The organism is Amycolatopsis sp. NPDC049253 (assembly GCF_040678995.1).
GTDB lineage: Bacteria > Actinomycetota > Actinomycetes > Mycobacteriales > Pseudonocardiaceae > Amycolatopsis.
Map to the genome: position 1 here is coordinate 1 of NZ_JBFAQX010000041.1, position 21,536 is coordinate 21,536.

Genomic DNA, 21,536 nt, shown 5'->3' on the forward strand with positions numbered 1-21,536 from the left:
CAACTACCATCGACCACACACCGCCGCCGGAAACCGGCCCCCGGCCACCCGGCTCCACGCAGGCGTCACCAACGTCAAGGCCTCATACAGCTAGCCGTCCGGCTTCGCCCGCAGGTGGCGGCGCAGCGTCTCGTCACTGCCCAGCCCGCTGCGCCGCGCCGCCGCGGCCACCGTTTCCCCGCTCATCACCAGCGCGATCGCCGCTTCCCGGCGCACGGCGGCGACGTAGGTGGCCGGCGTCTGCCCCGTGCCTTCCTTGAACAGCCGCGAAAGGTGACGAGTGCTGAGCCCGGCGCGCTGCGCCATGCTCGTGAGGCAGTGGTCGCCGGCCGGATCGGCGGCGACCTCGTCGCAGAGCGCGCGGACGACGTCGCGGCGCGGGCGCGGGGTGCGGGCGGGCACGGAGAGCTGGGGCTGCGCGCCGCGGCGGCGCATGAAGACCACCAGCTCGCGCGCGATCTCGTGGGCCAGGACGTCGCCGGCGTCCTCCTCCACCAGCGCGAGCGCGAGGTCGATGCCGGAGCTGACGCCGGCGGAGGTGAGCACGCGGCCGTCGCGCACGTAGATCGCTTCGGGATCGACCTCGACGGCCGGGTAGCGCTCCTGCAGCGTGTCCGCGTGGCGCCAGTGGGTGGTGGCGCGGCGGCCGTCGAGCATGCCGGCGGCGCCGAGCGCGAACGCGCCCGCACACACCGACGTCACGCGCCGGGCGCCGCGCGAGAGGTGCCGGATCGAGGTGAGCAGCTGGGCGTTCGCCCCCGGTTTCACGAGACACTCGCCGCCGGGCACGACCAGGGTGTCGACCGCGGTCACCTCGGCCGCGGCCTGGTCGACGCCGACGCGCAAGCCGCTCGACGTGGTGATGTCGCGCCCGTCCGGGGAACACATCGTGACGACGTAGCCGGTGCCGAGCTCGGCGGCGACGTCGAACACCTCCAGCGGCCCGGTCACGTCGAGCAGCCGGACGCCGTCGAACACGAGGACGGCGATCGGGACATCCGGTCTCGACAGGCCCACTCCGGGAATCTACGACGGCCCCCGACGGCGGGAAAGGGCCGGATGTGTGGGCTGCGTGTCCGCTTCCGGCCGGTTACCCGGTGTTGGCTTTTCCTCGGACGACGCGAAGGCGGTGCCCAGGATGAAGCTGCAACACGGTTTCGGCGGTCTCGAAGTCCTCGAGGGTTTCCCGTTGGACTACGAGAAGCGCGTGTTCGTCGAAGACTCGGAGAAGCGCATCTTCGGCATCCACGCGGCGATGATGGGCCTGAGCGCCTCCCTGCGCGACTCCGTCGCCGGCTACGACCTCGACCGGTGCCCACCGCGTTCCGCACTACGTGGACGTGGGCCCACCTGCGCACGGCCCGGAGGTGTACCCGTTCGAGTACGTCAAGTTCCGTTACCACGAGAAATGGCTGGGCGGCATCAGCGCGTACCTCGTCGAGCAGGGTTACCTGACGCAGGAAGAGCTGGACGCCGCCACGGCGCGCTTCCGTGAGCAGCCGCGGGCGCCGCTGCCGGATCGCGCAGCCGAGGCCGTCGACGAGCAGGTGCTCGACTACCTGCGCCGCGGCGACACACCGAGGCGTCGCCCGGCCACGCCGGCGTTCGCGGTGGGGGACGAGGTCGTGGTGCGCAACCCGCCGGCCACGGAGCACGCACGCCTGCCCGGCTACCTGCGCGGGCACCGCGGTCGAGTGGAGCGCGTGTTCGAGGGCAACTACTCGTACTTCGTGTCGACCGGCGGCGACGGGCTCGGGGAGCCGATGCCGGTGTACATCGTGCGGTTTCGAGCCCGAGGAGCTGTGGGGCGAGGAAACCGAGCGCGCGGCCGGCCCGCTGTACGAGACCTACTTGTCCGCCGGATCGACGAGGGACGGAAACCGATGAGCGAGCTGTTCGCCTACCCCGGCGACCGCGAGGAGGCGAGCGCCGCGCAAGTCAAGGCGCTCGAGGCGCTCCTGATCGAGAAGGGCGTGATCACCGGGTCCACTGTGGACAAGGTGCTCGGCTACTTCGAGTCGGAGATGACGCCGCTCAACGGCAAGAAGATCGTGGCCCGCGCGTGGGTCGACCCCGAGTTCGCCCGGCTGCTGGCCACGGACACCCCGAAGGCGATCGCGCAGCTGGACCTGCCCGAGGGCATGGCTGGCGCCGAGGGCGAGCACATCGCGGCCGTGGTCAACGAGCCCGGCGTGCACAACCTGGTGATCTGCTCGCTGTGCTCGTGCTCCCGATGGCCGGTGCTGGGGCTGCCGCCGTACTGGTACAAGGACGCATTCGCGGTGGTTCGTGGTGCCCGCACGGCCTTCGGGCACGGCGGGCTGGAGCGAGGAACAGCTCGCCGAGCTCGTGACGACGGAGTCGATGATCGGCGTGGCCCTCGCGGGCCCGGCGGCGTGAGGGGGCGGGCGTGGCGATCGACATCAGCACGCTGAACTACGACGAGACCGGGCGCGTGAAGTTCCACTCGTCGTGTTCGGCGGACCTCGAGCAGCCCGTGTTCGACGCGGAGTGGCAGCGGCGCGCGTTCGGCCTGGCGGTGGCGCTGTCGGAGTTCGGCCACTACGCGTGGGAGGACTTCCAGCGCGGGCTGATCTCGGCGATCGGCTCGTGGCAGTCCGCGCCCGACGACGAAAAGGGCCGCTGGGAGTACTACCGGCACTGGGTGACGGCGCTCGGCACCGTCGTCCGGCGCCACGGCCTGCTCGAAGAGGGGTACGTCAACCCCGAGGACCGCGACTGAGGGTGAGCGCGTTCACCTAGACTTCCTCCTCACCGGGCGAGCGGCTCCCGGGGCGACGCGGAGGAGGCGGCAGGGTTGGTCAGCCGGGCCGAGAAGAGCGAATCGAACCCCGACCTGGGCGTCCTCGCCGGGCGGCTGCTCTTCGCCGTGCAGCACGAGCTCTTCACGTCCCTGGCCGCCCAGGGCTTCGCCGACCTCCACCCGCGCCACGGTGCCGTGCTCGCCTACCTGGACACCGAAGGCGTCCGGGCGACCGAGCTTTCGCGCCTTTCCGGGCAGCACAAACAGGTGATCGGCACGATGATCGACGAGCTGGAGGCCCTCGGGTACGTCCAGCGCCGCCCGGATCCCGCCGACCGCCGGGCGAAGCTGATCTGCCCGACCGAGCGCGGGCTGGCCGAGATGCGTGCCGCCGGCCGGATCATGACGGCTTTGCAGGAACGGCACGCGCGCCGGCTGGGGCGTGACGTTTACACGCAGTTCAAGGCGGTGCTGCTCGACGTGGTGGAGCATCAGCGCAAGCGGACCGGGTGACGCTCAGCCGATCCGCTGCGGGCCGGGCTCGGTCCAGCCCGGGTTTCCTCGGGTGACGAAGGAAACCCACGCGGCGTGGGTGCTGCGGGCGAGGTCCGCGGGTGTTTCGCCGGGGCCGAGCAACGCGTGTTCGCCGCGCAGGCCGGGCAGGTCCACGCAGTCGAAGACGAACGGCAGCTCGACGCAGTGGCAGGCCCCGAGACGGCCGTCGAACGCGGAGGAGCGCCAGCGGAAGTCGTAGGTGTACTTGCCCAGGTTTTGGCCGGCTTCTCTGAAGGCGTCGGTCATCAGCCGGGTGAGGAGCTGCTCGGGGTTGTCGTGGGGATGCGTTTCCCGGCAACGGGCGATGCGGCCTTCGGGATCGGGGAAGCGTCGTCGGGCACCCTTGAGGAGGTCCGCTTCGGTGGTGTCGAAGGCGAAGGGGATCGAGTAGAGGTTGGCTTCTTCGGCGTTGCTGCCGGCGAGGAGGTCGACGTCACCACGGAGGCCCTCGGCGGGTTGGCGCGTCAGGAGTTCGCCGTCGAGGACGGGTTTGAAGGGGCTGCCGCCGAGCGACGGGTCGAGAAAGTCGTGCTCCGGCTTGAGGTGTTCGGTCAGGTCGAGGATGCGTTCGTCGCCGAGGTCCGCCAGGGCGGCGGCCGTGGCCGGCTGACCGAGGGCTTGCCCGAACGCTCGTGTGGTGAGCGCCGCGCGCTCGGGCGGGTGGCAGCACAGCGCGTGACCGCTCTGGCTGATCCCGCGACGGAACAGGTCTGTCGGTGTGGTCAGCAGCGCGAGCACGAGCATGGCGCCGGCGGACTGCCCTCCGACGGTGACGTTCCCGGGATCCCCGCCGAAGTTCGCGATGTTCTCGTTGATCCACCCGAGGGCGGCCAGCACGTCGAGCAGCCCGCGATTCGCGGGCGCGTCGGGCAGGTCGAGCCAGCCGATCGCGCCGAGCCGGTAGTTCACGGTCACCAGGACGATCCCGTCGCGGGGAAAGGCGTCCCCGGCGTACACGGGCGCCTGGCCGGTCCCGGTGGCGAAGCCCCCGCCGTGCAGGAAAACGAGCACGGGCAGGTTCCTCGTCCCGGGATCCGGCGTGGAGACGGTGAGGCTGAGGTAGTCGCCTCGTGCCGTCGTCGTCCCGAGAACCGGCGACAGATCGGCTCGCCCGAACGGCCGCGTCCGCTGGGGCGCGGCGGCTCTCGCCGCGCCCCTGACGCCGTCCCACCGCGGCGGCGGCCCCGGTGCGGCGAACCGCGCCGCCCCGGCCGGCGTCGGCGCGTACGGAATCCCGGCGAAGGTGACGCCGTGGGCGCTCCGGCGGCCGAGCACCTTGCCCGAGCTGGTGCGGACGACGGTCACGGGCGCGGCCTCAGCGCAGCGCGTCCTGCAGCGCCGCCAACCCCACCGGGCCCACCGCGAGCGCGTCGTGGTGCCACTGGCGCAGCGAGAAGTCCGGGCGGGACGCCGCCTCGGCGCGGGCGGCGAGCCAGGCCCGCTCGCCCAGCTTGTACGCGATCGCCTGGCCCGGCCAGCCGAGGTAGCGCACCACCTCGGGGTGGACGCGGTGCTCGGCCGCCAGGCCGCGTTCGTGGAGCACACGGCAGGCCGTGTCGAAGTCCCAGCGGGAACCGTCGGGCAGGGGCAGGTCCAGGTGGGCGCCGATGTCGATGACGACGCGGGCGGCGCGCATGGCGGAGCCCGCGAGCATGCCGAGGCGGGTGCCGGGCTGGGTGTACCAGCCGAGCTCGTCGGCGAGGCGCTCCGCGTAGAGCGCCCAGCCCTCCGCGTGGCCGCTGACGGAGTGCACGCGGGCGAAGCGGCTGACACGGTCGGCGGCGAGCTTCGCCGTGCCGATCTGCAGGTGGTGGCCCGGCACGCCCTCGTGGAACACCGTGGTCAGCTCCGACCACACGGCAAAGCGCGAACGCCCGCCGAGCGGCCACCACGTGCGGCCCGGGCGGACGCCGTCTTCACTCGGGCCCGTGTAGTACGGCGCGCCCGAACCGGAGCCGTGTGCGATGGTCACGTCGATGGCGCGCAGGGGGTCCGGGATGTCGAAGTGGGCTCCCGCCTCGGCCATGGCGCGGTCGTGGGCGGCGCGCAGCCAGTCCACATAGGCCGGTTCACCGTCCACAAAGTACTGCTCGTCGAGCAGTGCCATGGCTTCCGGGACCGAAGCGCCCGGACGCACCTGGGCCGCCTCCGCCGCCAGCTCCTGCTCGATGCGCTCCAGCTCGGCCCAGCCCCACTCGTACGCCTCGGCCGGATCGATGTCCGCGCCCAGGCTCAGGCGCGCGCCGGCCGCGTAGCGCTCGGCCCCGACGCCCTCGACGCTGCTCGCGTGCGGTGCGTAGTCCTCGCGCAGGAAGCGGGCCAGCTCGGCGTAGCCGCGGTGGGCGGCGTCGGCGGCGGAGCGCAGGTCGAGGGCGAGCGGCCCGTCGCCGTAAGCCGTCACGAGGGTTTCGTGGACGCCGGCGAACCGGTCGGCCTGTGCCGCCGTCTCCAGGGCCTGCCGGCGCGCGGCGACGAGGCCGCGGTCGAGGCCGGTGCGCAGGGACCTCTGCCAGGCCGCCAGCATCGTCTCGACGCCGGCGAGACGCACGCCGATCACGTGCCAGTCGTCGTCGCCGGCGCGCGGAAGCATGTCGACGGTGTCGCGCAAGGAAGTCAGCACGCCGAACTGCGCCTTCACGGTCCGCAGCGGCTCGCCGAGGTCGTGCCACGCGAGCTGCGCTTCCAGCCGTTCCTTCAGGTGCGCACCCGCGATGCGGTCCTCGGTGGACTCGGGTGTGAGCGTGGCCAGGGTCGCGAGCGTCCGGCGAGCCTGGTCGGCGCGGGCGTCGAAACCGTCGGGGGAGAAGTCGGTGAGCGTGGCGGGGTCGGGGGTGGTGATCCCGCGCATCGTCGCTGCGACGGGATCGAGAGCGGCTTCTGCGGTCACGTGCTCGTCGGAGAGCTGGAAGATCGGCGTCACGCGGCTCACGCTATACCCGCTCAGCGGAGCCGGTGTGAACTTCGGGAAGTCACGCTGCTTGGCGAGAACACCGGTGACCACTAGGATCCCGCCATGCACTCCGTGGTGATCCTCGCCTTGGACAAGGTCGTGCCGTTCGACCTGGCCACGCCCATCGAGGTGTTCACCCGCACGCGCCTGCCCGACGGCCGCGCCGCCTACCGGGTGCGCGTCTGCGGTCCGGCCGAGGAGATCGACGCCGGCGCATTCACGATCCGGCCGCGGCTCGGCCTCGAAGCCCTCGCCGAAGCGGACACGATCATCGTCCCCGGCCGAGACGAGCTCGAAGCGGTGCCCACCGATGTCGTCGACGCCCTGCGCGCAGCCGCCGCGAACGGCACGCGCATCGCGTCCATCTGTTCCGGCGCGTTCATCCTCGCCGCCACCGGCCTGCTCGACGGGCAACGCGCCACCACGCACTGGGTCGCCGCGCCGGAGCTCGCCGCCCGCTACCCGGCGATCGAGGTCGACGCCGACGTGCTGTACGTCGACAACGGCAACATCCTCACCTCGGCCGGCGCGGCCGCGGGCCTCGACCTCTGCCTGCACCTCATCCGCCGCGACCACGGTTCCGCGGTCGCCGCCGACGCCGCCCGCCTGTCTGTGATGCCGCTCGAACGCGAGGGCGGCCAGGCGCAGTTCATCGTCCACGACCAGCCGCCCACCCCGCGCGGCTCGGTGCTCGAACCGGTGCTGCGCTGGCTCGACGAGAACTGCGCGAAGGACCTCACGCTCGACGACATCGCCGCCCACGCCGGCATGAGCAGCCGCACGCTCAACCGCCGCTTCCGCGAGCAGACGGGCACCAGCCCGTTGCAGTGGCTGCTGCGCGCCCGCATCCGCCAGGCGCAGCACCTGCTGGAAGCCACCGACCACGGCGTCGACCGCATCGCGGGCCAGGTCGGCTTCGGCTCGCCGACGTCGTTCCGCGACCGCTTCAAACGCATCGTGGGCACCAGCCCGCAGGCCTACCGGGGCAGCTTTCAGCGGCGCTGAGCGGTGGCACTGGGCAGTGGAACCGGCCGGACGCGACGCCGACCGCCGCGCCTGGCCGGGGGATCAGTGCAGCAAGCCGGTGAGCTCCGAGAGGGCGCCGAGGCCCGCCAGCCCGTAGGTCAGCTCCGTGATCCGATCGGCCGTGTCCGCCGAGACCACGCGCGTGGCGTTGAGGCGGAACTTCGTGGCCAGCTCGTCGGCCGACAGCGGGTTGTCCGGCCGCCGCGGTTGACGTCCACGCGTTCCTCCACCTCGGTGCCGTCGGTCAAGCTGATCGACGTGCTGTCCGATTCCGGCGGTGTGCGCGGTCGTGGTGCGTTATCCGGACGGGATCGAGGAAGAGATCCCGACGCGCGCGGTGCTGCTGGCCACCAACGGCTTCGGCGCCGACAAGGACCTCGTCGCGCGGCATCTGCCGGAGATCGCGGGCGCGCTCTACCAGGGCAGTGATCAGTCGCTGGGCGACGCGCTGCGCATCGGCGAGAAGCTCGGTGCCGCCACCGGGTTCCTCGACGCGTACCAGGGCCACGGCGCGGTCGCGGCGAACGCCGGCACGCTCGTGGGCTGGGCGACGATCATCCACGGCGCGTTCCTCGTCGACCTCGGCGGCCGCCGCTTCGGCGACGAGACGCGCGGGTACTCGGAGTACGCCGCGGAGCTGGCCGCACGGCCGGACTGTACCGGCTGGATCGTGCTGGACGAGACGATTTTCGAGCAGTGCCAGCCGTTCCAGGACTTCCGGGACACCGTCGCGTCGGGCGCACTGGCGTGGGCCGACCACGCCGGCCTGGCTGCCGTGACGGGGCTTCCGGCGGACGCGCTGGCCGATGAGCTGTCTTTCGTCGCCGCGATCGCGCGGGGCGAGCGGGCCGACGAGTTCGGCCGCACCAACGGGGAACGCCCGCTTTCCGGGCGCTACGCCGCGGACCGCGTGGTGCCCGCGTTGTTCCACACCCAGGGCGGCTTGATGGTCGACGAGAACGCGGCCGTGCTCGACACGCAGGGCAATCCGATCCGCGGCCTCTACGCCGCCGGCGGCGCGGCCGAGAGCATCTCCGGCCACGGCGCCGCGGCTACCTGCCGGGCAACGGGCTGCTGCCCGCGTTCGGCCTCGCCTACCTGGCCGCGGGCGACGTCGCCCGCCGTCACCACTGACTTTCCCCTATCGCAAGCGGAGGAGAAGAATGGCAACCACGGAACTGCTCGTGAAGAACGTCCGGGTCGTCCGGCCCGACGACCCCGACGGGTCGCAGCCGGAACTGCTGGACATCGCCGTCAACGACGGCAAGATCACGCGGGTGGCGCCGAACCTGCCCGAGGACGACGCCGCCCGGGTGGTCGACGGCCGCGGCCTGCCGGCCTTCCCCGGCGTGGTCGACGCGCACCAGCACTGGGGCATCTACAACGAGCTCGCCACCGACACCCGTACCGAGAGCCGCGCGAGCGCGCAGGGCGGCGTCACCACGTCGCTGACGTACATGCGCACGGGCCAGTACTACCTGAACAAGGGCGGCAGCTACCGCGACTTCTTCCCCGAGGTCCTCTCGGCGGCGCAGGGCAACGCGTACGTGGACTACGCGTTCCACCTCGCGCCGATGAGCTCCGAGCACATCTCGGAGATCCCGTACCTCGTCGAGGAACACGGCGTCACGTCGTTCAAGATCTTCATGTTCTACGGAAGCCACGGGCTGCACGGCCGGTCGACCAGCCAGAGCGACTTCCTCATGATCCCTCCCGACGAGCGCTACGACATCGCGCACTTCGAGTTCGTGATGCGCGGCGTGCAGAACGCGCGCGAGATCCTCACCGAGTACGCGCCGCACCTGTCGCTCTCGCTGCACTGCGAGACGGCCGAGATCATGACCGTGCACCCGAAGCTGGTGGAGCAGGACAGTTCGCTCTCGGGCCTGCGCGCGTACAGCGCTTCGCGGCCGCCGCACTCCGAGGGCGTCGCGGTGACCATCGCGTCGTACCTGGCGCACGAGACGGGCCTGCCGAACATCAACCTGCTGCACCTGTCGTCGAAGAAGGCTCTTTCGGCCGCCCTGACGATGGGCAAGGCGTTCCCGCAGATCGACTTCCGCCGCGAGATGACCATCGGCCACCTCCTCGCCGACGTCGACACCGCGTCCGGCATCGGCGGCAAGGTCAACCCGCCCCTGCGCGAACGCGAGGACGTCGAGGCCCTCTGGCGCCACGTCCTGGCCGGCGACGTCGACTGGGTCGTCAGTGACCACGCCTGCTGCCGCGACGAGCTCAAGTTCGGCTCCGACCGCGACGACGTCTTCCTGGCGAAGTCCGGCTTCGGCGGCGCCGAGTACCTCCTGCCCGGCCTCGTCGGCGAGGGCACCAAGCGCGAGCTTTCCCTGCGGCGCATCGCCCAGCTCACCTCGACGAACCCCGCGCGCCGCTACGGCCTGCTCACCAAGGGCACCATCGCCGAGGGCTACGACGCCGACTTCGCCCTCGTCGACCCCGACGTCCGCTGGACCGTCCACGCGGCCGACTCGGAGTCCACCCAGGAGTACACCCCGTTCGAGGGCTTCGACAGGACCGCCAAGGTCACCGACACCTTCGTCCGCGGCCACCACGTCTACGCCGACGGCAAGATCACCGGCGACCCCATCGGCCACTACCTCAAGCGCGGCCGCTGACCCAACCCGACAGCGGGCCCTTCGTGCTTCGGCACGGAGGGCCCACTTTTCTTTTGCCCGCGGCACCCTCACAACCGCCGCCTACCCGCACAACTCACCACATGCCCAGGCCGCGGCACCCTCACAACCGCCGCCCACCCACGCAACGAAACCCAGCACCCAGACCCGGCCCCGCACCCCGATCCGAAGCCTCCTTGCCGTCAACACACGCCAGCTTCGGGGTGCTCTCCGAACTCAACACGCCCTGCGCGGAGCAAAACCTCACCGCGCAGAGGAATCCCCGGAATCGCTCAACCAAGCCCAGCTGTGCCGTATCTCCTCCGCGGCATCTCTCACCAACCCCCGATACCGCCCCACCACCTCCGGCGTGAACCGGTACTGCGGCCCGCAAATACTGATCGACCCGTGAATCTCCCCATCCGGCCCGAACAACGGCGCCGCGACCGACCCGGCACCCGGCTGCCGTTCCCCCAACGACACCGCAACCCCTTCACGGGCAGTCTCCGCCAGCACCGCCCGCAGATCATCCGCCGCCGTGATCGTCTTCTCCGTCAACGCCGGCAACTCCCGCCCCAGCACCGCCGCCTGCCGCTCCTCCGGCAGAAACGCCAGAATCACCTTCCCGGACGACCCGGCGTGCAACGGAAACCGCCGCCCGATGTCGACCGTCATCTTGATCTCACGGGGACTCTCGAACTGATCCAGGTACACCCGCTCGTCGCCGACCAATCCGGACAACGTCGTCGTCTCACCGGTGTCATCACGCAGCCGACGCAGCACCGGCGTGGCGACGGTCCGCGCATCGAACCTCCGCAGCGCGCTCGCCCCCAACGCCACCGCCGCCGGCCCGAGCCGGTAGCCGGCCACCCCCGGGTCGGTGGCGAGCATCTCCCGCGACACGAGCGACTGCAGGATCCGGTGCACCACGGCCTTCGCCAGCCCCAGCTCCCGGCTGATCGCGCTCACCCCCAGATACCGGGGCCCGCCCGTGAAGAGCAGCAGCACGTCGGCGACGCGCGCGGCCGCTTCCGTGCCGGCGTTGTCGGGCGAAGCTGCGGGCTTGCGCCCGGCGGTGCTCTGGGTGCTCAAACCGGTGATCCTCGGAATTCTGGTTGTGTTCCGCTGGTGGGAACCTCGGTGAACTTCGCGCTGGCGCCCACGTTACCGTTTCCGGAGCATTTTCGGGACCACCTTGTTCCGGTCAGCGATACGGCAGGACCCGCGCCAGTGCCGTCACGGCCACCGCGAGGTCCGGCCCCGCGGGGATGAACACGACGTGGCCCGCGCCGGCGGCCTCGAGCTCGGCGAGCCGGGCCCGGACGTCGGCCGGCGTGCCCACCACCGCCAGCCGGTCCACCCACTCCTCGGGCAGCGCCGCCGCGAACTCCTCCCGCGACCCGGCCGCCTTGCGCAGCGCCGCGAACTCCTCGGCGAAGGGCAACGGTGCGAGGTGCGGCGCCCAGTCCGGCTCGCCGATCGCCGTGAGCGCCCGCCGGGCCAGCGCCCGCGCGCGGGCCGGGGAGTCGTCGACGGCCGCGACGTTGTAGGCGATGAGCTCGTGGTCCGCCCCGACGATCTCGCGCACGGCCCGCAGGTACTCCGGTGTGACGGGCTCCGCGAGGATCGTCCCGTCCGCCACCTCGGCCGCGAGCGCCAGCGACTTCGGGCCGCGCACCCCCGCGTACAACGGCGGCACGACCTTCGGCGGGCTCTGCAGCCGGACGTCGCGCAGCCGTGTTTCGGCGCCGTCGAAGCTGACCCGCTCGCCGGCGAGGATCGCCCGCACGGCGGTGAAATACTCGCGCAGCAACGTCAGCGGGCTCTCCGGCCAGGCCCCGGCCTGCCGCAGCCACGCCGGCATCCCGTGCCCGATCCCGGCCAGCAGCCGCCCGGGGAACATCCCGGCGAGCGTCGCCACCTCCATCCCCGCGAACGCGACATTCCGCGCCCCGGCGGGCAAGACGCCGATGCCGACCTGGACGCGCTCGGTCTTGGCCAGCGCCACCGCGGCCTGCGCGACGCCCCCGCGGAAGAAGCAGTCTTCGACCACCCACAGCTCGTCGAACCCCAGCCGTTCGGCGCGCTGCGCGTACTCGACGAACTGGGTGACGTCGAGATCAGGTGGCGCGACGAGACCGATCTTCACGGTGGCTTCCTCCCGGACGTTCTCCGTGCCTGGCAACGAGAACGTACCGCTTGCGGTTCCCGCGTCAGGAGGGTTCGTCCGCCGGCGTCTCCTCCGGCCAGTCGAGACCGGCTTCCGTGATCAGCGTGTCGAAGATCGGGGTGTCGGGCTGGGTCATGTCGGGGCCACCACGTCGATGATCGCGTCGGCGCGGACCCATTCGTCGGCGTCGTGGGTGCCGTCGGCCTGGACGGGGACCCAGGTGACGTCGGTGTCGGTGTCGAGCACGGGCGGGCCGGTCACGATGCCGCGCCGGCACAGGCGTTGGGGGCCGGGCTTGCGCTTGCCCGGCAGGTAGGTGACGCGGTGGCCGCGCACCAGTGGTTCCTCGCTCATGGTTCCCCTCCTCGTGATGTTCCCCTGCGGTTCCCTCTCAGGCCGGAAGTTCGTCGTTGACCTCCGCGAGCCCCGCGGTCACGTCCCGGCACGGCGCGCACCCCGCGACGTGCCCGCCGATCACCGTCGAACGCCGCCGCGACAGCCCGCCGCGCACCCACGCGCCCAGGTTGCGGCGTGCCTCCGCGCAGTTCGGATCCTCGGCGTGCGGCACCTGGACCTGCAGGTATGCCTGGCGCAGCCCCTCGCGCGCCCGCCCGGCGAGGACGGCGGCGCAGTTCGGCGAGACGCCCAGCAGTAGCGCGGCCTCCGCGGTCGAGTCCCCTTCCGCGGCGGTGCGCCACAGGACCGTTCGCCACCGCCCGGGCAACGTGCAGTAGGCCGACCAGACGAGGTCGACGTCGGACCGTCGGAGCGCTTCTTCCTCGGCCACCGACCGCACATCGGCGAGTTCGGGGACGGTCTCGTACAGGTCGACGCGGTTGTGGTGGCGGCTCCAGCGCGCGGCGAGGTTCCGCATCGTGACGATCAGGTACGGCCGGGCATTGTCCCGTGGCCCGCCGCCCGCGCGCACGGTGGTGATCACCCTCGTGAACGCCTCGGCGACCAGGTCCTCGCACTCCGCCGGCTGGTGGCGCCAGCGCGCGGCGGTGCGGCGCATCGGCTCGACGTGGCGCAGGTAGAGCGCCCCGCTCGCATGGAGGTCGCCGGCCCGGACGGCCGCGAGCAGCACCGGGTCCGGTGGCGCGTCGTCCACGCAACTCCTCACGCGGCTCTCCAGGATCGTATGGACACTCTCCGTACGGATACTTAACGTGTTCAATAGGCACTCAAAGTAACAGGTACAGAAGTGTACCCGATATTGAGGGCAGCGCTACACTTCCCGCCGATGACGTCCCCGGGCACCCCGCACAAGGCCGACGGCCGGGCGGCGCGCTGGGCCGGCCAGCGAGAACGTCGCCGTCGCGAGTTCGTCGAGGCCGGGCTGCGTGCCATCGCGCGGCACGGGCCGGACGTATCCACCGAGCAGATCGCCGAGGAAGCGGGCGTCGCGCGCACCCGGTTGTACAAGCACTTCGCCGATGCCACCGACCTGCAGTGCGCCATCGCCGACCGCGCGGGCGAGCTGATCACCGCCGAGTTCGCGCCCCTGTGGGACCCGCCGGGCACCCCCATGCAGATGATCCGCGGCGCGATCGGCGCCCACACGCGCTGGCTCGCCGACCACGCCCACCTCTACCGCTACCTGACGCGGGTCTCCGGCCGCCCCGGCACCCGCGACGTGGTCGCCGACGTGAAAACCGCCATCGCCCGCCAGCTGACCGTGCTGTTCGAGCGTTACCTCGTCGCGTACGCGATGGACACGCGCGTCGCGGACACGATCGCGTTCGCACTCGTCGGGCTCGTCGAGTCCAGCACCGCGCGCTGGCTGGAAAACCCCCGGGGCCTCGACCAGGCCGACCTGGCCACCCTCCTGGCCCGCTGGACCTGGCACATCCTCGACGACGCCCTTCGCGCGGGCGGCATCACCCTGGACCCGGACGTGCCGTTGCCGGAAAGTGTTGCCGGGCCGGGGGATTCCTGAGTCTCTTGTGGACTGTTCGCGCGTTCAGCGGGTGACGAGGGACGCGAAGGCGGCGCGGACGTCGGCGTCCGAGGCGTCGACCGCCATGTCGGGCGGCGGGCCCAGGTCGGTGTAGCCGTAGGAGGTGTAGGAGACCGACGGCGGGCAGCTGGTGCCGCCGATCTCCACCTTGGTGTCGGCGACGAGCTTGCCGGTGCGGAGTTCGTAGGCCTTGAGGGGGATGGCGATCTTGTGGAACGTGACGTCGTCGGGGAAGCCCGTGAAGGTGCCCTCGTACTGGCAGGTGCGGACGGCGGTGCCGTTGGTGTCGTCGCCGGCGCAGACGATGAGGACGGCCTTCGTCGGGTCGGTCACGCGCCAGTCGGCGGGGAGGCGGTTGGTGAAGTCGTCGTTGCCGGAGAAGATCGCGCGGTTCGTGCCCTTGCCGTAGGGCGGCGCGGCGCTGTACGGGGCGGGCTTGCTGCAGTACTCGGGTGCGCTGGTGTTCGACAGGAGGCTGCGGACGTTCGCCAGTTCGCCCGCCACCTTGGCCTTCTGGACGCCTTCGGTGGCCCTCGCTGCGACCGCGCTGTGCGGGTACTCATCGAGCGCCTGCTGGTACCGCGTGCCGGCGCTTCGCCAGTCATTGTCGGCCAGCAGGCCGTCGGCGCATGCGACGAGAGCGCCGGGCCGGGTGAGGTCGACCACGGCGCCGGCTTGCTGGTGGGTCCGCAACCAGTCGGTGTCCACGGCGAGGTCGCAGGGGTTCTGCGCCGGCAGCTTGGCGAGGAAACCGTCGAGCACGACGTCGGCCATGCGGTCGTGGCCGGGCAGTTCGGTCCGCACTCCGGCCAGGATGTCGAAACCGGCCTTCAGCTGATCGGGGTTTCCGGGCAGACCTTCGGCGAGTGCTTCGGCCGCCGTACGGAGCCGGCCGCACGCCTCGGCCGTCGCGTCACCGGCGGCAGCCAGCGGCGCGTCGGCGAGGCGGTGGCTCCACCACACGCGGTCGAGCGCCGCCTCGGCCTTGGCGCAGTCACCGCTGCCGCGCGCGTCGGCCACGACGCGAGCGATCGAGCCCGCGTCGAACCGCAGCAGCGCGGCCACCACGAGCACCGGCACCGCGACCGCCAGCGCCACGACCCAGTCCTGCCACCGGTTCCTCGCCGCCGGGCCCGCGAGGAACCACCCGTGCACGATGCCGGCCGCCCACCACACCAGCACCACGATCTCGAACCACACCGTCGGGAACGCCGTCACCTGCAGCACCGCCAGCACAACCGTGCCCACGACGTTCCCGACCGCCGTCCTCCGCCGCCCCAGCAACAGGTACCCGACGCCCAGGAACGACGCGTTCCCGACCGCCACCGCACCCGCACCGCTCCGACGCACCGGCACCCACGGCGGTTCGTACATCGGCTCCCTTTCCCACACCACACGACGACCGCCGCCGATTGTGACCACGCATCCCGGGAGGGGTCCCGGTACCGAACCGGCGCCCGCGACCCCCCGAGCCAGTCCGGCGCGATTGTCGCCACGCAGTCGCCTCACCGGCTGGACTTGGCAACTTCCGGCCAGGAGCTGCCGCGCCGCTCGGTCACCGACGGCGGGTCACGGCGTGGTCGGCGTCTGAGTGCCGCTCCGCCCCTCGCAGCAGCGGACGAGTGGCACGGCGTTCGCGGCCGAAGCTGGGAGGTGCGGGCCTTCGACTTGCCTCGGGTGTCTGGGTTCTTGGCTTTGTGTCTGTGCTCCGCCACTGGGCGGTGTGGACCATCCGCCTTGCCCGGGTGCCGCGGCTCCCGGTCCTGCAGGCGTGCTCCGCGGCTGGGCGGTGCGGACATTCCGCGCTGCCTCGGGTGTCTCGGCTCTCGGCTTCGCGCCCGTACCTCGACGCTGGGTGGTGCTTACCTTCCGCCCTGCCGAGGCTTCCGGCTTTCGCGCCCGTACCTCGACGCTGGGTGGTGCTTACCTTCCGCCCTGCCGAGGCTTCCGGCTTTCGCGCCCGTACCTCGACGCTGGGCGGCGCGAGCCCTCCGGTCTGCGCGGGTGTCTGGGTTCTCGGTTCTGCGTCAGCGCTCTGATGCTGGGCGGTGCGGACTTGCCGCCCTGCTCGGCTCTCGGCTTCGCGCCCGCACCCCGGCGCTGGACGGTGCGAACCTTCGCCCCTGCCCTGGCGCCCCGGCTTTGTGCCCGCACCCCGGCGCTCGGCGGCGTCAACCTTCGCACCGCCCGGGGCTCCCGGCTCCGAGCTTCCCGCCCGCACCCCGACCGCCAGGCCAAGGCGTCAAGCGATTCACCACCACACCCCGACCCTCCCCCGAAATCACGAGTCCGATGTGGTCATACCCCCAGCCCTCAACCCAGCCGCTTCCGCCACTCCAGATCCACCCGGATCCGCTCCTCCGGCGACCCGTCCCACGTCACCGACAGGTCCTGCGCCCGCAGTGCCGCGGCCACGACCTGGCCCACCGCTGCCGTGGCGGTCGGGGAGTCGGCCAGCCGGCCGTAGGACAGCAGCAGTTCGCCTCCGTCGACAGCCCGGGCCGTGTCCTGCTGGTGGAAGAACACGAACCCCCGGTCGCCCGGGGTGGCCTCGGCGCCGATTTCCGTCAGGCCGCAGTTCTGGCAGCACGCGAAGTCCGCCCGGGCCACGACACCCTCGGCCGCCAGAGCCGAAAACGCCGCCAGCACGCGATCCGGGTCGGTCACCGGAGGCCACGTGCGTTGTTCCTCCAGCCGCGCTTGCCGAAGCCGGTCGACCACCGCGCGCGCCTGCGACGGCGACACCGAGTCCGGCTCGAAGTACTCCGTGATCGCGACCGCCACGTCGGCACGCGTGCTGAAGCCGCCGTGCACGAGCGGCCGCGCGAACTCGACGGCCTCGGCCGCGGTGTCGGCGGCCAGGTCCTTCTGCTTGCGTCCCCACATACCCGCCATGGTGTCACCCACCCCCGACAGAAACGGCCGTTATCCTGGAACGACCGTGCGGCGAGGAGCGAAACGATGGCTGCGGAGAAGGCGACCCGGGCCTACCGGATGGGCCGGCGAGCCGAAGCCATGGAGGACACCCGCCTCCGGATCACGGAGGCGGGTGTCGAGCTGCACGGGTCGATCGGTCCCGCGCGCACCACCATCGCGGGCATCGCCGAGACCGCCGGCGTGCAGCGCCACACCGTCTACCGCTACTTCCCGACCGAGGAGGACCAGCTGGCCGCTTGCTCCGCGCACTTCTGGGGCCGGCACCCGCGCCCGGATTTCGAAGGCCGGCAAGCGATCGGCGAGCCGGCCGAGCGCATCACGCACGCGCTGAAGCAGCTCTACGCCTTCTATTCCGAAGTGGAGCCCAAGCTCGTCAACGCCCTGCGCGACGCCGTCGCCACGAGCCTGCTCTCCGCGGGCTGGTCGCCGGCGCGCGGCCGCGAAAACCACGCCCTGACAACAAAAACGTCAGACGGCCCGCCGATCTAGAGTGAGCTGTGCGTACGCCGGTAGCCGGTCGGCGTCGTGCCCACCTCGCGGCGGAAGATGGTCCGGAAGTTCGCCGCCGTCCCGAAACCGGTGGCCGCCGCGATGCGCTCGACGGGCCAGTCGGAGGTCTCCAGCAGCCGCCGTGCGCTGAGGATGCGGTGGTTGACGACCCAGCGCATCGGCGACATGCCCGTCTCGAGCTCGAAGTGCCGGATGAACGTGCGGCGCGGCAGGTTGCTGCGCTCGGCCATGCGCTGGACGGTGATCGGGTCGCCGATGTGCTCCATGACCCAGCTGCGCGTGGCCGAAAGATCGGTGCGCGCGGCGGTGAGCACGTCGACGTACTGCGGCTGCGCGCCACCACGGGCGGGGGAGGCCACGACCTCCTTGCCGGCTTCGTGGGCGGCCGCCGCACCGAAGTCGGTGCGGATGAGGTGCAGGCACGCGTCGATTCCGGCGCCGGCCCCCGCTGACGTGAGGATCTTTCCGTCTTCCACGAACAGCTGGTTCTCCAGCACGCGCACCGCCGGGTACCGCTCCCGCAACGCGGCGAGGTACCGCCAGTGCGTGGTCGCCTCGCGGCCGTCCAGCACGCCGCTCTGCGCGAGCGCGAACGCGCCGGTGCAGATCGCCACCACGCGGGCACCGCGGTCGGCACCGAGGCGGATCACGTCGAGGTACTCCTCGGGCAGCGGTACCTCGGGTTCGTCGTACCCGGGCACGACGACGATGTCGGCCTCCGGCGCGCCGGCCAGCGAATGGGTCGGCGTGACGCCCAGCGGCGAACCCGTGGTCTCCTTGCCGCACACGAGCACGTGGTAACCCTCTTGCCGGCCGAGGATGTGCGCGGGGATGCTGAAGTCGAGCCCCATGACCCGGGGCACGGCCAGCAGCGCCACGACCAGCTGCGTGCGGGGCAACGGACGTCTCCTCGGATCGCACCGGAACCAAACTCCCGCCAGGCTACCCGCCGTGGCACGATCCTTGCCCAATCTGGCATCGAAACGGCTGGTGAGCGCCCTGTCCACGCTCGTAGTGTTCGAAATCGACCACGCAGCAGGAAGGCTGAAACCCCATGAGCAAGCCGATCGAGAGGACCACGGAGAACTTCGGGGTCCCGTGGGAAGGCAGCTACGGCTACGTCCAGGCCGTGAAACACGGCGACACCATCTACGTCTCCGGCCAGCTGTCCCACGACGGAGACCGGCTCGTGGCGCCCGCGCCCGTGGACTCCAACGGTGCCGTCACCGACTTTTCCGCCATGGAAGAGCAGATGCGCCGCTCGTACGTGAACGCCGCCGAGCTGCTGAAGCGCTTCGGCGCGTCGCTGGCCGACGTCGTCGAAGAAGTGCTCTACGTCCTCGACATCGACGCGGCCTTCGCCGTGGCGGGTCCCGTGCGCAAGGCGGCCTACGGACGGGAGGACCCGCAGGTCGCCAGCACGCTGGTCGGCACGACGCGACTCGCCTTCCCCGAGCAGCTCGTGGAGATCAAGCTGATCGCGCGGGTCTGACCCGTCCGAAGAGCGCCCTTGCCGGGGAATCCGGCGAGGGCGCTCAGGCGGCGTCGTGCGCCGAGTCGCGGCCGGCGTCGACGAAGAACGCCGCCACCACACCGCCGATCGCGCACAGGATCCCGATCACCACGAACGCGGTGTTGCAGCGGTCGACCTGGTTGCCGGCGCCGTCGATCAGCGCGCCCGTCGCCCACGGCGCGATGATCCCCGACGTGCTCTGCAAGGCGATGAACAGGCTCAGCACGCTCGTGCGCTGCGAAGGCGCGGCCGCGCATGCGCCGCATCATCCGCGTGGTGTAGAGGGCTTCGTGGACGTCCATCGAGGGCACAGGCGGCATGGTGCCGATTATGCCTCGGTTTACGTTACAGTCAATGATCGGAACGGATGCGTATCACCGTTTGCCCGAAGTGGACGCCCGGCGCCGCGGCGCGGGCTTCTTCTCCAGTGCCGGCCAGAGTACGGCGACGACCGCCTCGGGGATCTCCGTTTTGGCTTCCCCGCGGTAGAACGCCGCGAAGTAGCTGCCGAAGCACATGGTCGCGATGGTGTGCTTGTCGATCTCGTCCCGCGCGGCGCCGCGGTCCTGCAGCTGCGTCAGCACGCTTTCGACGAGCTCCAGGCGGGGCTCGACGGCGTGCTTGCGCAGGATGTCGAGCAGCTCCGGGGTGCGGATCGCCTCGCCCGCGAAGTTGCCCATGAGCACCATGGCGTCCGGGTTGAAGTACGCCGGGTCGAGCCGGCGGACGGCCTCCGTGAGCGCCTCGCGCGGCTCGAGTCCGCTGAGGTCGAACGCGTACATGTCGCGCTGCTTGCGGAAACCGTAGTCGAGCGCGTCGACGACGAGCTCGAACTTCGTGGCCCAGCGCCGGTACAGCGTCGGGCGGCTGACCTTCGCGTCGGAGGCGATGTCGCCGATCGTCATGCGGGAGTAGCCGTCGAGGACGAGCCGACGGCGCGTGGCGAGGATGATCGCCTCGTCGAGCGCGGCGTCCCGGGGGCGGCCGCCCGGCCGGGGTCCGTCTTCGGTGCCGACCGGCTCGTCCGCCGTCGTTTCGCGTGTCCGCGCCATGTTCCCACCTCGCCGAGAAAGCCGATCAGCGAAGCATATCCGATCCGTTACACGACAGGGTTGTTATCCTGATCGTTACGTGTACTCACTGTAATGAAACAGCGCTGGAGGAACGATCGTGGACGTCGAGGACTACCTCCGCCGGATCGGCACGGTCCGCCCGTCGGTGCCGGATCCGGCGGCACTGCGCGAACTGCAGCGGCGGCACCTCGAGACCGTGCCGTTCGAGAACCTCGGGTTCTACCTGGGGGAGCAGATCGAGCTGGCGGAGCCGGCCCTGCTCGGCAAGATCGTGGGCCGGCGTCGTGGCGGGCTCTGTTACGAGCTCAACGGGGCTTTCGCCCTGCTGTTGCGCGAAGTCGGGTTCGACGTGCAGCTGCTGGCCGGCCGCGTGATGCGCCGGGAGGGGTTCTTCGGGCCGCCGTTCGACCACCTGGCGCTGCGCGTGCAGCTGGACGAACCGTGGCTGGTCGACGTCGGCTACGGCCGCTTCAGCCTCGCGCCGCTGCGGCTGGCGACGACCGAGGTCCAGGTCGATCCGGGCGGCCGGTTCACCGTCGAGCCCGCGCCGCACGGCGACGTCGACGTGGTGTGCGACGGCGCGATCGTCTACCGGCTCGAGTCGCGGCCGCGCGAGCTCGACGACTTCGCCGCCACGGCGTGGTTCCACGAGACCTCGCCCGCCTCGCCGTTCACACAGCGGCCGACGTGTTCGCGCTCGACCGCGGACGGACGCGTGACGATCACCGGCACCCGCCTCATCGAGACGACCGGCGGGAAACGCGTCGAGCGGGTGCTGGAAGGCGACGCCGCGATCCTCGCCGCCTATCACGAGCACTTCGGGATGAGCCTCGACCGGGTGCCGAATTAAGTTACAAGTCTTGACTGTAACTAAACGCGGACGTACGGTTCGAGAACGCCGAACCACAGCGGACCGAACGGAGTCGACGATGACCACGCCCCAGGAGCTGATCGACCGCAGCATCCCGTTCCTCGACGAGGTGAAGAACCGCACCGCGGGCGGGGAGCTCGAGTCCTGGCTCAACACCCGCTACGGACCGGACAGCGAGCTCTACCAGGACCTGGCGCGCATGATCACCGAGGGCGTCGAGGCAGGCTGGGCCGCCAACATCGAGGTCGAGGGCAAGAAGTACCGCCGCAGCCGCATCGCCGACCCGCAGGGTGTGCTCAACTACTTCAGCATCACGGCCGTGTTCATGGACAGCGTCGAGCCGTTCCGGGGCCAGTACCACCAGCACCCGTACGGCGAGCTCAATCTCGTGGTGCCGCTCGACCCCGACGCGAAGCTGATGGGCCCGAACGGCTGGAGCGGCCCCGGCTGGACCGCACCCGGCCCCGGCAGTCACCACTACCCGGAGGTCAAGGGCGGCGCGCTGATCGCGTTGTTCTACCTGCCCGCCGGCCGGATCTCCTACGACATCCAGCCGCCCGCGGCCTGAACCGGGAGA

22 protein-coding genes and 2 pseudogenes are annotated in these 21,536 nt (G+C 71.3%); 12 read left to right on the top strand and 12 right to left on the bottom strand.

What is annotated here, in order from left to right; translation table 11 throughout:
- Window positions 1-90: 90 nt before the first annotated feature.
- Window positions 91-1,017 carry a DJ-1/PfpI family protein gene (locus AB0K15_RS43925; protein ID WP_364065906.1) on the bottom strand — a complete coding sequence of 309 codons (927 nt, stop codon included), beginning with the start codon at window positions 1,015-1,017 and terminating at the stop codon, window positions 91-93.
- A 121-nt stretch (window positions 1,018-1,138) separates the two neighbouring features.
- On the opposite strand from AB0K15_RS43925, the gene AB0K15_RS43930 reads away from it, so the two are divergent.
- From AB0K15_RS43930 to AB0K15_RS43945, 4 genes and pseudogenes are all read left to right on the top strand, one after another.
- Window positions 1,139-1,495 carry a hypothetical protein gene (locus AB0K15_RS43930; RefSeq protein WP_364065909.1) on the top strand — a complete coding sequence of 119 codons (357 nt, stop codon included), beginning with the start codon at window positions 1,139-1,141 and terminating at the stop codon, window positions 1,493-1,495.
- Window positions 1,422-2,400, top strand: a pseudogene (locus AB0K15_RS43935) (nitrile hydratase subunit alpha). The gene AB0K15_RS43930 and the pseudogene AB0K15_RS43935 overlap by 74 nt, the downstream one beginning before the upstream one ends.
- Before the next feature lie 10 nt (window positions 2,401-2,410).
- Window positions 2,411-2,743 carry a nitrile hydratase accessory protein gene (locus tag AB0K15_RS43940; protein WP_364065912.1) on the top strand — a complete coding sequence of 111 codons (333 nt, stop codon included), beginning with the start codon at window positions 2,411-2,413 and terminating at the stop codon, window positions 2,741-2,743.
- 75 nt (window positions 2,744-2,818) lie between these two features.
- Window positions 2,819-3,277 (top strand): MarR family transcriptional regulator, encoded by a 459-nt coding sequence (locus AB0K15_RS43945; RefSeq protein ID WP_364065915.1) that lies wholly within the window; start codon window positions 2,819-2,821, stop codon window positions 3,275-3,277.
- Window positions 3,278-3,280: 3 nt separating this feature from the next.
- On the opposite strand, the gene AB0K15_RS43950 is transcribed toward AB0K15_RS43945, so the two are convergent.
- On the bottom strand, window positions 3,281-4,624 hold the full coding sequence (locus AB0K15_RS43950; protein WP_364065918.1) for a carboxylesterase family protein: 1,344 nt from the start codon (window positions 4,622-4,624) through the stop codon (window positions 3,281-3,283).
- Window positions 4,625-4,634: 10 nt separating this feature from the next.
- Window positions 4,635-6,239 (bottom strand): DUF885 domain-containing protein, encoded by a 1,605-nt coding sequence (locus AB0K15_RS43955; RefSeq protein WP_364065921.1) that lies wholly within the window; start codon window positions 6,237-6,239, stop codon window positions 4,635-4,637.
- A gap of 93 nt (window positions 6,240-6,332) precedes the next feature.
- Here AB0K15_RS43955 and AB0K15_RS43960 point away from each other — a divergent pair, with 93 nt between their 5' ends.
- The 3 genes and pseudogenes from AB0K15_RS43960 to AB0K15_RS43970 all read left to right on the top strand — a co-directional run bounded on the left by AB0K15_RS43960 (window position 6,333) and on the right by AB0K15_RS43970 (window position 9,928).
- Window positions 6,333-7,274: a helix-turn-helix domain-containing protein gene (locus AB0K15_RS43960; protein WP_364065924.1), complete on the top strand. Its 942-nt coding sequence runs from the start codon at window positions 6,333-6,335 to the stop codon at window positions 7,272-7,274.
- Window positions 7,275-7,632: 358 nt separating this feature from the next.
- Window positions 7,633-8,271: pseudogene (locus AB0K15_RS43965) on the top strand (FAD-binding protein); the annotation flags it as partial.
- A gap of 187 nt (window positions 8,272-8,458) precedes the next feature.
- Window positions 8,459-9,928 (top strand): dihydroorotase family protein, encoded by a 1,470-nt coding sequence (locus AB0K15_RS43970; RefSeq protein ID WP_364065927.1) that lies wholly within the window; start codon window positions 8,459-8,461, stop codon window positions 9,926-9,928.
- A 261-nt stretch (window positions 9,929-10,189) separates the two neighbouring features.
- On the opposite strand, the gene AB0K15_RS43975 is transcribed toward AB0K15_RS43970, so the two are convergent.
- The 4 genes from AB0K15_RS43975 to AB0K15_RS43990 form a co-directional block, all read right to left on the bottom strand.
- A complete protein-coding gene (locus tag AB0K15_RS43975; RefSeq protein ID WP_364065930.1) occupies window positions 10,190-11,017 on the bottom strand; it encodes an IclR family transcriptional regulator in 828 nt (275 codons plus the stop codon).
- Between the two features lie 112 nt (window positions 11,018-11,129).
- On the bottom strand, window positions 11,130-12,074 hold the full coding sequence (locus AB0K15_RS43980) for an LLM class flavin-dependent oxidoreductase (protein ID WP_364065933.1): 945 nt from the start codon (window positions 12,072-12,074) through the stop codon (window positions 11,130-11,132).
- Window positions 12,075-12,227: 153 nt separating this feature from the next.
- On the bottom strand, window positions 12,228-12,449 hold the full coding sequence (locus tag AB0K15_RS43985) for a hypothetical protein (RefSeq protein WP_364065936.1): 222 nt from the start codon (window positions 12,447-12,449) through the stop codon (window positions 12,228-12,230).
- Window positions 12,450-12,486: 37 nt separating this feature from the next.
- The gene (locus AB0K15_RS43990; protein ID WP_364065940.1) at window positions 12,487-13,206 is read right to left on the bottom strand and encodes a sigma-70 family RNA polymerase sigma factor; all 720 of its coding nucleotides are present in this window, start codon (window positions 13,204-13,206) and stop codon (window positions 12,487-12,489) included.
- A 132-nt stretch (window positions 13,207-13,338) separates the two neighbouring features.
- On the opposite strand from AB0K15_RS43990, the gene AB0K15_RS43995 reads away from it, so the two are divergent.
- Window positions 13,339-14,034: a TetR/AcrR family transcriptional regulator gene (locus AB0K15_RS43995; protein WP_364065943.1), complete on the top strand. Its 696-nt coding sequence runs from the start codon at window positions 13,339-13,341 to the stop codon at window positions 14,032-14,034.
- 24 nt (window positions 14,035-14,058) lie between these two features.
- On the opposite strand, the gene AB0K15_RS44000 is transcribed toward AB0K15_RS43995, so the two are convergent.
- Both AB0K15_RS44000 and AB0K15_RS44005 read right to left on the bottom strand, forming a co-directional pair.
- Complete coding sequence (locus AB0K15_RS44000) at window positions 14,059-15,381, bottom strand: hypothetical protein (RefSeq protein WP_364065946.1); 1,323 nt, start codon at window positions 15,379-15,381, stop codon at window positions 14,059-14,061.
- 987 nt (window positions 15,382-16,368) lie between these two features.
- Window positions 16,369-16,941 carry a hypothetical protein gene (locus AB0K15_RS44005; protein ID WP_364065949.1) on the bottom strand — a complete coding sequence of 191 codons (573 nt, stop codon included), beginning with the start codon at window positions 16,939-16,941 and terminating at the stop codon, window positions 16,369-16,371.
- Window positions 16,942-17,016: 75 nt separating this feature from the next.
- On the opposite strand from AB0K15_RS44005, the gene AB0K15_RS44010 reads away from it, so the two are divergent.
- The gene (locus AB0K15_RS44010) at window positions 17,017-17,481 is read left to right on the top strand and encodes a helix-turn-helix domain-containing protein (protein WP_364065954.1); all 465 of its coding nucleotides are present in this window, start codon (window positions 17,017-17,019) and stop codon (window positions 17,479-17,481) included.
- Here AB0K15_RS44010 and AB0K15_RS44015 read toward each other — a convergent pair.
- Complete coding sequence (locus AB0K15_RS44015; protein WP_364065957.1) at window positions 17,478-18,401, bottom strand: helix-turn-helix domain-containing protein; 924 nt, start codon at window positions 18,399-18,401, stop codon at window positions 17,478-17,480. The two genes, AB0K15_RS44010 and AB0K15_RS44015, sit on opposite strands and share 4 nt — an antisense overlap.
- A 155-nt stretch (window positions 18,402-18,556) precedes the next feature.
- Between AB0K15_RS44015 and AB0K15_RS44020 the strand changes: the two genes are divergently transcribed.
- Window positions 18,557-18,994 carry a Rid family hydrolase gene (locus AB0K15_RS44020; RefSeq protein ID WP_364065960.1) on the top strand — a complete coding sequence of 146 codons (438 nt, stop codon included), beginning with the start codon at window positions 18,557-18,559 and terminating at the stop codon, window positions 18,992-18,994.
- 43 nt (window positions 18,995-19,037) lie between these two features.
- On the opposite strand, the gene AB0K15_RS44025 is transcribed toward AB0K15_RS44020, so the two are convergent.
- Complete coding sequence (locus AB0K15_RS44025) at window positions 19,038-19,241, bottom strand: hypothetical protein (RefSeq protein WP_364065962.1); 204 nt, start codon at window positions 19,239-19,241, stop codon at window positions 19,038-19,040.
- 148 nt (window positions 19,242-19,389) lie between these two features.
- Complete coding sequence (locus AB0K15_RS44030) at window positions 19,390-20,067, bottom strand: TetR/AcrR family transcriptional regulator (protein WP_364065964.1); 678 nt, start codon at window positions 20,065-20,067, stop codon at window positions 19,390-19,392.
- Window positions 20,068-20,185: 118 nt separating this feature from the next.
- Between AB0K15_RS44030 and AB0K15_RS44035 the strand changes: the two genes are divergently transcribed.
- On the top strand, window positions 20,186-20,938 hold the full coding sequence (locus AB0K15_RS44035; RefSeq protein WP_364065966.1) for an arylamine N-acetyltransferase: 753 nt from the start codon (window positions 20,186-20,188) through the stop codon (window positions 20,936-20,938).
- 79 nt (window positions 20,939-21,017) lie between these two features.
- Window positions 21,018-21,527 carry a DUF4863 family protein gene (locus tag AB0K15_RS44040; RefSeq protein WP_364065969.1) on the top strand — a complete coding sequence of 170 codons (510 nt, stop codon included), beginning with the start codon at window positions 21,018-21,020 and terminating at the stop codon, window positions 21,525-21,527.
- Window positions 21,528-21,536: the final 9 nt, after the last annotated feature.

Bases quoted from the DNA above. Each gene is read 5' to 3' on its own strand.
- AB0K15_RS43930 (WP_364065909.1), top strand. From the start codon at position 1,139: ATGAAGCTGCAACACGGTTTCGGCGGTCTCGAAGTCCTCGAGGGTTTC.
- AB0K15_RS43960 (WP_364065924.1), top strand. From the start codon at position 6,333: ATGCACTCCGTGGTGATCCTCGCCTTGGACAAGGTCGTGCCGTTCGAC.
- AB0K15_RS43970 (WP_364065927.1), top strand. From the start codon at position 8,459: ATGGCAACCACGGAACTGCTCGTGAAGAACGTCCGGGTCGTCCGGCCC.
- AB0K15_RS43985 (WP_364065936.1), bottom strand. From the start codon at position 12,449: ATGAGCGAGGAACCACTGGTGCGCGGCCACCGCGTCACCTACCTGCCG.
- AB0K15_RS43995 (WP_364065943.1), top strand. From the start codon at position 13,339: ATGACGTCCCCGGGCACCCCGCACAAGGCCGACGGCCGGGCGGCGCGC.
- AB0K15_RS44005 (WP_364065949.1), bottom strand. From the start codon at position 16,941: ATGTGGGGACGCAAGCAGAAGGACCTGGCCGCCGACACCGCGGCCGAG.
- AB0K15_RS44010 (WP_364065954.1), top strand. From the start codon at position 17,017: ATGGCTGCGGAGAAGGCGACCCGGGCCTACCGGATGGGCCGGCGAGCC.
- AB0K15_RS44020 (WP_364065960.1), top strand. From the start codon at position 18,557: ATGAGCAAGCCGATCGAGAGGACCACGGAGAACTTCGGGGTCCCGTGG.
- AB0K15_RS44030 (WP_364065964.1), bottom strand. From the start codon at position 20,067: ATGGCGCGGACACGCGAAACGACGGCGGACGAGCCGGTCGGCACCGAA.
- AB0K15_RS44040 (WP_364065969.1), top strand. From the start codon at position 21,018: ATGACCACGCCCCAGGAGCTGATCGACCGCAGCATCCCGTTCCTCGAC.